Below are 10,950 nucleotides of genomic sequence, written 5' to 3' on the forward strand. Positions count from 1 at the left end.
GGGCGAAGATACCATTTCGGTTACCGGCAATGTGCTGCGCGACTATCTTACCGATCTTTTTCCCATCCTCGAACTGGGCACCAGCGCCAAGATGCTCTCCATCGTGCCGCTGATGAACGGCGGCGGGATGTTTGAGACCGGGGCCGGAGGATCTGCGCCCAAGCATGTTCAGCAGTTTTTAAAGGAAGGGCATCTGCGGTGGGATTCCCTGGGCGAGTTCTGCGCGCTCGTCCCGTCGTTTGAGCATCTGTACGCGACATTCGGCAATGAAAAGGCAAAGGTGTTTGCCGAGACCCTTGATCAGGCCATCGGCACGTTTCTGGAGAATGAAAAATCCCCCGGGCGCAAGGTGGGGGAGTTGGATACCCGGGGAAGTCATTTTTACCTGGCCCTATACTGGGCGCAGGCCTTGGCGGCACAGGAGACCGACAAGGGAATCAAGGCGCGTTTTGCCGGAGTTGCGAAAGAGCTTTCAGGCAATGAAGCCAAGATCATTGAAGAACTGAATTCCGCCCAGGGCCGACCGGTGGATATCGGCGGCTATTATCGCCCTGACCCGGACAAGACCTTCCGGGCCATGCGACCAAGCGCTACCTTCAATGCCATCATCGATGGCATCTGAACGGCATATCTTTCCAAGCAAAACACAGACTGATAGAAATAAAAAAACAGCGGCCGGGGCATATGCCCCGGTCGCTGTTTTTTTATAAAGGGAACGGAAATGAATTCCGTCCCCAAGGTAATATGGGCAGTGCCCGGGGCTATTCCACTTTTATTGTTGCGTTTACTTCTATGCTCCAATCATCAGACCCCCAGGTGTAAGAATCGTCTGCCGTACCGCATTTCTCGAAAGCAGTCTCAGATTCGCGGTAGTACCTCAAGGTCTTAGTGGCAGTGGATTGGCTAACGGTAAATTTAAATTCTTGAGTGGTTCTATCTTCGACAAATCTATTTGGGCGATCAGATGTGCCATCAAACGAAGCAGGGCAGTCATTGCACGCCTGATCATAAAAAATCATTTCTGCATCTTCCCCGGCCCCGTCCATTTCACGCACAAAGCCTCCCAGTTCAAACTGATCGTTCTCGTGAGCGATAAACGAAATGGATTTGTTTAACGATTGATTGTAAGGAGGCGTAACAGGCTTAACGCTTCCTCCTGAGCCTGAGGTTGAAAGGCTCCAAAAAAAGATTGCAAGCGGATGAATCCGGACCCCCAGCATCCATGAAAGCTCAATCGGATTTAAAGGTTTCCCAAAGAATCCCAGATCGCAGTTACCATGCGTGTTCTGGTTCTTTCCGCCAAATTTAATGGTATCGTAGGTAACAGTGATTTTTCGGTCCCAGTAAAGGGGATCTCTACATCCTCCAAAATGTAAATAGCTTGGATTCCCACAACGTGTCAGCTCAGCTCCATCCCACGTGTCGTCGTCATCGGTGTCTTGCTTAGTCGGATCGGTTTTGTGAACAAACTCCTGGTAATCACTCAAACCATCCAGGTCTTTATCCCCCTCATTTACCAATGGATCTGTTTTGTTTAGAAATATATAATGGGCTTGATCATACCTTCCTTCATTTACGACTACCTCCCATCCATTCACTTCAATGCCGTCTGAAAGTTGGTCACCGTCGGTGTCAGCATCATTTATTTCCGTGCCATGAGACGTGGCAGGCGCCACGGGCACAAAGCAGTTGGGATTATTCCCGTTGGTACATATATTCGAAAATTCAATCCACGCCTGGTCGCTTTCATCAAAAGCATATTCATCGAAATCCAACAACGTGTCGCCGTCTGTATCGACGGACATTGGATTGCTCTTGAGCTTATGCTCCAGAAGATCGGGTAAGCCGTCATCATCACTGTCCGGTACGTTGGGATCGGAAGTGAAATGAACCGAATTATCGTTCACTGTTGCAGTGTACCCGGCGGTTTCCGTGGCATCGGACAGGCCGTCCTGGTCGGTATCGGTGTACAGGGCAATGTCGGCAGGATCATTTGGACTGCCAAGACCGATATCCCATTCACCATAGTCTGAAACGCTGTCGCCGTCCGTATCTCCATCCAGCGGGTCTGTAGCAAAACTGCTGCCCAAAACACAGGGCATGGCAGTATGCTCAACACCGACATAGTCGTCGCCGCCCGGGCTGCTGTTAATCACACCATCAGGGCCGGCAGATATAATGACTGTGCCGGGATCTATCGTGCCGGTAACAACGGCAACATCGTCACCCGTTACCGTAGTATCAATGGTTCCGTTGCCGCCATCCAGAATAACTATTCCGGAATATGGTTTGAAGATGCCATAACCATGGATTTCCTCATAGTCATTTAACCCGTCCTGATCGCTGTCGATTCTGTTGGGGTCGAGTCCGCAGGCTTTTTCATCATCATCGGAAATAGCATCGCCATCGGAATCCTGGCTGTATCCGCGGGATTTGACTTCGTAACCGAGCTGACCTGCAAGGGTGACCGTCCATCCCTCACGGACCTCTTCAAAGTCGCTGAGGCCGTCACCGTCTGTGTCGGGGTTAACATCCGAGGTATCGCTGAGAAATTCCTCCCGGGCCGACAATCCGTCACCGTCCTCGTCTTTTACAAAAATAAGTTTAATCGTATCGCCCGCCTGCAGTTGAAGGTCGTCAAAGTCGATGGGCGTACCCTCATTTTCAATGGCACCGGAAGTTGCCAGCAGCCACTTTTTATATTTTGCAGGATCATTGTTATATCCTTTTACACTAGACAAGACCCGGTATGTTCCATGGGCATCGGTAACTGATGTTGTATTAAAATCAATTCCCAGAATATCGGTCATAACCGTGGCCATGGTGACACCGTTATCCTGCCCGGAAATGCGGCTCGGTGTGGTGGCGACCAGATATTTTTCTGCAGGCGCCTCTACACCGAAATCGATGACCACCAGCGCACTCTTCTGCTTGATTGTTTCTTCTGAAAAAGTAAAACTTTTGTCCTCGCTATCCGTTAACTCATAGGAAGATACCTCGAACATCAAACCACTGGGATTTTTCAGTAAATCACGCAAATCGGAGATCAAGGCAGGGTCTTCGCTCTCACCCTTCATGAGGATGTTTGATACGGAATTACCCGGTCCAATGGTTATGGGGTTTCCTTCCATCAAGAGTTCCATCACGGGTATGAAATTGCCGGCTCCGGCGATATAGCGCGCCACCACATTGATGCGAAGGCCCGACAATTTATAGGCAATATCACCGTTATTATGCAGGGTGACACTGACGGATATATGCCCGCCGGTGGTCTCATCCGCACGGCTGCCGCCTTCACCATATTGTTGCTGATGCGCTGTTTCAGCAGTTCTGGCAAGTCCTGATGTCCAGGCAACAGACTGGGCAGTTGAGCTGGCGTTGGAAGTGCCCCAGTTCAGCGCATAAGACCCATTCACCTTACCGACAAAGCTCCAGCCTTCGGCGCCGGCTTCCCATCCATGGGTCATGCCGAAACCGGAAGTGTTTTCAACAACCAATTCCGTACTTTTGGAATTTGAAATTTCCCGGGAGACACTCTGACTGAGCGTGTCGGTGACCGAGAATGACTCCTCCCAGGTTACGCTTTGTGAGGTAGATCCATTAAATCCAATATATGGAGTATCGCTAATCTCTATGCTGATCGTGGGGATGTCGGCGATCACAGGATCAAATCCCTGCCCCAAGGTTTCCACAATCTCATAGTAGTCGGTCCATCCGTCACCATCCGTATCCTTAAACAATGGGGAAGTTGCACCGGTACCGGGTGTATGTCCGGGATCATTTGCAAAGTCGATCTTCAGTTCCGCCCCATCGAAGAGGGCAGAATTTGGCGCCTGATCTTTATTTGGCCCTCGACAATCCCCATCAGTATCAACAGAGACGGGGCTGGTGCCCCAGCGGTTGAGTTCTTCTTCGTCGCTGAGGCCGTCTCCGTCCGTATCCGCCTTGCGGGGATCGGTCTTGCTCAGAAATTCCTGGTTGTCATCAACGCCGTCTCCATCGGTGTCCGCCTTATCCGGATCACTTGTCACTGTATAGCGGGAAGCCTGTTCAACACCATCTCCGAGACCGGATTTGTCAGGCCATACCTCCCAGCCTTCTGTCTCGTGCATATAGGTCAATCCGTCATTGTCGTTATCCTCGCCACATCCATCATCAGGAGTGTCGCCACTGCAATCCAGACTTGATGAGCCGTCATCCGTGTCCGTGGGTGGATCATCTTCCCCGCCGCCGCATGCTGCAAGGAGCATGATGAGAAACAGAACCAAGAGCCCTTTTGAGAAAAGGTTTGTTGCGTTTTTAATAGCCTTCATTGTCTTCCTCCATTGATATGAATTATGAATTTCTGATTTCTTGAAATTTTTATGCCTTGATGAGACAGTTCATCGCACCAGTCCTTCCTGTTTCAAAATCCGGCTGATTGTCCGGTCGGCAGGAGGGGTTACGCCAGTGGCAGCCAGTCTTTTCTTGATTGCCGCAACGCCGATCCCTTCCGAAGGTTGTGCAATCAGTTTTTTTCTAATGGAAACGATCTGCTTGCGAATTTCCCTGCTGACCCTGGTGGGTTGGTGTTTCGGCTTCCGGGATTTCTCCTTGAACCAGTCCGGTCGCCCCTCAAGAAAACGTTTCCGCCAAGTGAAGAACCAGTATTTTGAGCGGACCAGATCCGTATATATATCCCTGGGGCTCTCGCCATCAAGGTGTCGCTTGATGGCTGTTTTCCGCAGGGCCTCTTCGTCCATTTATTTCGGTACTCCTCTAGTTTTTTCTGTCATGACACATCTATCCCTACCCTAAACTACGGACAGGCAAGAAAAATCAAGCGGCTCGATTGTTAAAGATTGTTAAAGTTCGGGTAACAGTTTGGAATGAAAAGGAATAGTGCTGAGTGATAAGTGAGGAGTGAGGGGTGAGGGGAGAGGGGTTAGGGGAGAGGGGTTAGGGGAGAGGGGTTAGTGGCAGGCGAGGCGCAGCTTGGTAAGGGTGGTTTCAAGGTGATCGCGCCGGGATGATGGCTTGTTGCAGAAGGTGAGGACGAAATCGGCAGTGGCCATGACCAGCTTCCAGCGGGGTTTTTGGGGCAGGGTGGAAATTTCGAGATACTTGTCCAGGGTCTGGGTGCGTTCCCAGCCGTCCTGATTGGTATAGACTTTCCAGAGGCCGGACTGCCGGGCCAGGTCGAATTTTTCCGTGCCGGTGGTCTCGACCCAGTAATCGATGCAGAGATGCATCACCGCAACGGCAAGCTGGTTTCTGCCTTCCTGTTTTTCAGGGGAGAGCAGCGAACGGCCCACCTCTTCCAGGGCGGAATCGATTGCCTTGATCTCCTTCTGGAAAGCGGGCGCCTTTTCAATAATCCCGGGAAGCAAGCCATTCAATGTTTCTTCAAGGGACCGCAGCCGTTCCTGGTTTCTGTTGAGTTCCGAAATCAGAGTAAGGACCGGCATGGTTACAGAGGCTTTTGAGTAATCGCTGTGTTCGAGGGTTGATTTCCGGAGCAGAAAGACATTCAGGAGTTCGTCTTCAAGTTCCAGGGTCGTAATGAGAAGATTTGCTGAAACGGTCGTATCATCGATCCCCTGAAATAGAACATCCCGGACCGTGGTGTCGCCGCCCCCCGGTTTTCTGGTGCTCATCATCGGACGCAGAACATCTGCTGCACCGTCACTGAAAACCGACCAGACCGACCGGCCCAGCAAAGATTCCACATCATAACCCAGGAAATCCAGACAGGTCCGGTTGCTGAAGGTAATCTCCTCGCTTTCATTCACCGCAAATACCGCATCGTCCACGGTGTCGAGCAATTCAGCAAGACGGCGTTGCATGAGCAGCAGGTCCTGCTGGGTTTCCCGGCGGCGGGCAAGTTCCTTTTTGAGCCGGACGTTTTCGGCCAGGGTCTGAAAGGCCTCTTTCAGTTGGAGTTGCGCATTGACCCGAGATAATAACTCCTCTCTGGAAAACGGTTTAGTCAGATAATCGTTGGCGCCTGATTCAAAACCCTCCACGAGATCGGAGACCCGGTTTCTGGCGGTGAGCATGATAACCGGCAGCTCGGAAGCGGAATTGTGCCCCCTGAGTTTGCGGCAGACCTCATACCCGGTCATGCCGGGCATCATGATGTCGAGGAGCACCAGATCAGGCTTCTCGTTTGAATCGATAATTTCCAGGGCCTCGGCTCCCCCTGTGGCGGTTCGTACGTCATGGCCCTCCATCATCAGATGATTGATGGCAACCTGTAAATTCACAGGATCGTCATCCACAACCAGCACCAAATATCCGCTTTGTTTTTTTGCCGGATCAGGCTCTGCTTGGGCAAAAGTCAGCGGGGATTCAGGGTCAGCGGGCACGAGGGGATCGTCGATGATTTTGAGAAGCAGCTGCGGGGCCGGTTCCGCCTTTGCTTCGGAAACAGGCAGGGTGAAGAAAAAAGCAGTGCCGCTCCCGACTTCAGATTCCACACGCATGGCACCCTGGTGCAGTTCAACGAGATGCTTTGTGATGGGCAGCCCCAGTCCGGTGCCGCCGAATTTCCTGGCAGCCCCAGCATCCACCTGTTCAAAGGATTTGAAGATATCATCGAGCTTGTCTTCAGGGATGCCGATGCCGGTATCAGTTATCGCCACTTCCACTTGCGGATTACCTGGTGTTGCTGAAACCGTCACCGTGCCCTGCTCAGTGAACTTGATGGAGTTGCCGATGAGGTTGTAGAAAATCTGCTGCAGCCGGTCTTCATCCCCTTGGACTGGCGGTGTATTATCAGAAATATCATTGATAAGGATCAAGCCCTTGCTGTTCGCCAGAGGAGTCATGACCATGAGAACCGTGTCAACCAGCGTCCGCAGATCAATGGATTTCAGATGGAGATTCAGATCCTTGTTCTTCAAACGGGAGAAATCGAGGATATCGTTCACCAGACTTGCCAGACGCCTGCCGCTGGCCGCAACCATATCAAGGTTTTTTCTCACCGAAGGGTGCAGTTTCCCGGCAGCGCCCGCCAGCATGGATTCTGCAATTCCTATAATGCCGGAAAGAGGGGTTCTCAACTCGTGCGAGGTGTTGGCCAGAAATTCGTCCTTCATTGTATCAAGTTTGGAAAGGGCGATGTTCTTGTCCCGGAGCTCCACGGCCAACTGTTCTGAAGTTGTAAATGCTTTTGAAAAACGGAGAGCAATGGAAATTGCCTGGACAAAAATAAAAATAATCAGCCCCAGAGGCATGTAATAGCCGGTGTCGATAATTCGCATGTCATGCAATACATCATTCACTCCGAACGGGGCAAGAATCATCAAACCGGAAAAATGGATGACGCTTCCCTGGCGCTTATTACGCATTGCCCTTATCAGGGCGACCAAACCCCAGGCCAGGGAAAACATTGAAAACCAGTTAAACCAGTCTTCAATGGCTCGTTTGGCAGATTCCTGAAAAAACAGGGTCAAAAGGCAGAAAAAAAACGATAAAACCAGGTAGACACGGCCAAGGAATTTCGGCATCTCTTTTGGGTAAAAAGCATGGTAAAAAAGGATTAATACCGGGATGCCGATAAAATAGCCGAAGAGCTCAAAACGCCAGATCGACCCAGGTGGCACAAACTCCAAGAGATAATGAACGAGCCAGAAGTTGGTTTGTTGGGACAAGGTGCACATCAACCAGAGAAAACAATAGAAAGAAAATAAGAGCGCCGATGGATCTTTGCGCCGGAAACCATAGAGCACCAGGTGGTATAATCCTATGATCAGCAGAATACTGATCGTCGCAATGAGCAAGAACCCTTGGCCGACCCAATAAGCCTTAATCGCATTTTCCGGGCCAAGTCGAATGGAACTATGAGCACCGCCACCCCAATGCTCATGGTTGGATATTTGCAGGACGATTTCAATAGTGTCCTCTGTGGGAGACAGAGACAGAGGGATGAATGAGATCCTTTGACTGCCACGGATTTCTTTTTCTCCATCTACACCCACAACGCCGTCTTCACTGAGTAATTGACCGTTCACCCAAAGCCGGTGGGCAATCATCAGATCACTGAGCATCAGGGTCATGGAATCCCGGGAGGGTTTTATTTTGACAAGCAATCGATAGGTTGCATAACCGTATGGATCGAATTTGCGACCATCGATCTCGTGGGACGTCCAAAGTGAGTGCAGGTTTATATTGCCGGTTTTTTGCGGAGGATCGGGGGCCTTGAAATCTTCCGGGGAGAGAAGCTGTTGCCAGTAAAATTCCCAGTCGCCGGAAAGTTCGGCGATGCCGTCCTGGTCGAAATCCCAGGAGGTAAGATCGATGAATCCCTCCCTGGAATAGGGTCGCTCACCTGCCGCTGAATTGCCTGCAGGGAGAAGGATGATGAAAAGAACAATGATCAGGAAGATGCGGAATCGTGTTTGCGAGATCATACCCCTTAATAAGCATCAAAAAAGATAGCGGTAATCAAGACCTACGGTGCGGGGTTCATCCCGGGCGATAAAAGTTGTGTCCAGAACACTCTGCCAGGAATCGTTATAGCGGCTGATGGATTTTTCATCAAAGAGGTTTTTCACCCACAGTGAAAGTTCGCCGAGATCGTTCATCATGGCCCAGGTCAGACGTCCATTGGTGATTTTCTTGGAGTTGCCGTAGATTTCTTTCTGCTTATTCCTGGTATGGCTGTAATCCATATGAAATTTGAAAATACCAAAGTTGTCCCGGACGATTTGGTAATCCAGACCCGTCACCACTTGCAGAGTCGGCTCTTCCATCACCATGCTGGTCACCGTCGCAAAGTCATCCCGATTGATATCATAGTAGCCGCCGTTAAGGCTCAGGCTGAGTTTTCTGGTTGCCATCCAGGCCATTTCAAGTTCAGCGCCGCGGCCCTTCATGTCGCTGGTTATGGTTCTGAAAATCGGGACAGGCGGAGTGCCGGTAGTTGTTACATAACTCAAGATTTGCCGGTTTTTGTATTTATAGCTGAAAAGGGAACCGTTGATTCGCAAGGTATTGTCCAGCCATTGAGACTTTACCCCCATCTCATAATTGGTCACCGTTTCACTGTCATATTCGGAATTGAGTTCAAGGCCGCCGAAGCCACCGGCTTTATAACCCCTGGCAGCGGAGAAATACGAAAACACGTCCGGCGTAAGATCATACCCCAGGGTCAGGCGCGGGCTCCAGTTTTCCCAGGTGTTTTCCCTGGTAACGCTTGTATCGTCGGGGCCGAGGGGAAACGCGACGTCAAAGGGCATGCCCAGGGAGTTCGGCCGTTCAATCCAGAGAAATTCCTTTTCATCGCGGCTGTAGCGCAGTCCCACGGTGACATCAAGCCTGTCCGTGATATGCCAGGTCAAATCGCCGAAGCCGGCTATGCTTGAAAATTCACCTTCGTTGATCATGCTTTCCTGCCAGTAGAGTCCTGTCGGCAATATGGGTGCTCCGAGAAACAGGTTGAGGGAGTCCGTGGTTGTGGTGACCTGGTGGGTCTGGCGGGCGGATTCCTGGTGATAACTGGCTCCCAGGAACCATTGGAAGAGTATGGGTTTGCCGCTCAATCGCAACTCCTGATAGAACTGCCTGTTTTTTTCAATATTGCAGGTGTCCAGGTAATGGGCGAAGTCAGCCAGGCCATCGCTGTCTTCCCGGTTGCCGGTGTCGAATTCGCGGTACGAGGTGATGGATGTGAAGGTGAACAAATCAAAGCGGTGCGAGCCGTTCAGGGTATAGCCTTCGAGAATGCGGGTTTCCTTGGATTCGACCACGTCATTGGCAATATCCCCGAAAGCATCGCCATGACCGACACTGAGATTGGGGTTCAGGCTGGCCGCATGGGTGCCGTCGTGCTCGGTGTCATCGTAGTCGGCGCTGAAGAGGATTTCCGTCTTTTTGCCGGGAGTCCAGAGCAGGGAACCGCGCATGGTCCGGTTGCCTTCGGTATCCAGGTCATCGCCGCCTGCCTGATTTTCATAAAAACCGTCGCGCTCACTATACTGACCATTGGCGCGAAAAAAGAGATTGTCCAGAACCGGCACATTGAGCACCGATTCCACAAGGCGTTTGTTGTAATTACCGTAACGCAGCAGCATGGAGCCTTCTATCTGCTCTGTTGGTTTTTTGGTGATGACATTGATGGCGCCGGCTGTGGCGTTTCTGCCGAACAGGGCTCCCTGTGGCCCTTTTAAAACCTCGATCCGCTCAATATCCGAGAGATTCATCAGGGCACTGCCGGAGCGGCCGGCATATACGCCGTCAAGATAGATGCCCACCGCAGGGTCGGTGCCGACGGTGAAATCGTCGTGCCTGATGCCGCGAATGGAAAAATCGGGCTGGGTGGAACTGTAGGAATTTACAGTCAGGCCGGGCGTGGCGGAATCCAGGTCGCCAAGATGGCGAACGCCGGACACTTCAAGGTCCTCAGCAATGAAGGCCTGAATGGCGATAGGCACTTCCTGAAGATTTTCCTCCTGTTTCTGGGCCGTGACCACGACCTCTTCCATGACATAAAGGAGCTCTTCTTCCTCCTCAGAGGCTTCAACAGGTCCCGGCGCCTGAAAGAACAGGGTTGCCGCAAAAACGGCAGAAAAAACCATTGTTGTAATGTGATGAAAAGGATTCATTCCGCTCTCCGGATACGGCCCTTTTATGTGAGTAAAACTGAATTCAACTTACTGTAAGCGTTTACTCAATGGAAGTGAATTTATTTCAGGTGAGAATGGGTTGCAACTTTGTGTCGGGTGATTGATTTGTGAGGGTTGGATTGGGATGTGGCTCTGCGTGTACTTGGCGGAAACTCGATGATTTGCTTGAACAAAAACCAAACCCGGCGTAAAGTTCACCCATGCCGAAACTCCTGCTCATCCAGCCGCCGGTTGAGGATTTCTACCAGACCGATATCAGGTTACAGCCCATCGGTCTGGCATATCTTAAAGCCGCGGTCAAAAAACATCTGCCCGAGTTTGAAGTTATTATCCGGGATTATCA

Annotated in this window: 5 protein-coding genes; 1 reads left to right on the forward strand and 4 read right to left on the reverse strand. The window is 51.1% G+C overall.

From position 1 onward, the window contains the following. On the forward strand, positions 1-622 hold a 622-nt coding region (locus KKE17_01760; protein ID MBU1708708.1), incomplete at its 5' end, for an NADP-dependent isocitrate dehydrogenase. 139 nt (positions 623-761) lie between these two features. Here KKE17_01760 and KKE17_01765 read toward each other — a convergent pair. From KKE17_01765 to KKE17_01780, 4 genes are all read right to left on the reverse strand, one after another. After that, positions 762-4,313, reverse strand: coding sequence for a hypothetical protein (locus KKE17_01765; protein MBU1708709.1), 3,552 nt, complete (start codon positions 4,311-4,313; stop codon positions 762-764). A gap of 69 nt (positions 4,314-4,382) precedes the next feature. After that, on the reverse strand, positions 4,383-4,742 hold the full coding sequence (locus KKE17_01770) for a hypothetical protein (GenBank protein ID MBU1708710.1): 360 nt from the start codon (positions 4,740-4,742) through the stop codon (positions 4,383-4,385). 210 nt (positions 4,743-4,952) lie between these two features. After that, positions 4,953-8,393, reverse strand: coding sequence for a response regulator (locus tag KKE17_01775; protein ID MBU1708711.1), 3,441 nt, complete (start codon positions 8,391-8,393; stop codon positions 4,953-4,955). Positions 8,394-8,408: 15 nt separating this feature from the next. Beyond that, positions 8,409-10,586, reverse strand: coding sequence for a TonB-dependent receptor (locus KKE17_01780; protein ID MBU1708712.1), 2,178 nt, complete (start codon positions 10,584-10,586; stop codon positions 8,409-8,411). Positions 10,587-10,950 lie beyond the last annotated feature (364 nt).

Source organism: Pseudomonadota bacterium, assembly GCA_018823135.1.
Classification (GTDB): domain Bacteria; phylum Desulfobacterota; class Desulfobulbia; order Desulfobulbales; family CALZHT01; genus JAHJJF01.

Coding starts and splice junctions, on each gene's coding strand:
- KKE17_01765 (MBU1708709.1), bottom strand. CDS start 4,313: ATGAAGGCTATTAAAAACGCAACAAACCTTTTCTCAAAAGGGCTCTTG.
- KKE17_01770 (MBU1708710.1), bottom strand. CDS start 4,742: ATGGACGAAGAGGCCCTGCGGAAAACAGCCATCAAGCGACACCTTGAT.
- KKE17_01775 (MBU1708711.1), bottom strand. CDS start 8,393: ATGATCTCGCAAACACGATTCCGCATCTTCCTGATCATTGTTCTTTTC.
- KKE17_01780 (MBU1708712.1), bottom strand. CDS start 10,586: ATGAATCCTTTTCATCACATTACAACAATGGTTTTTTCTGCCGTTTTT.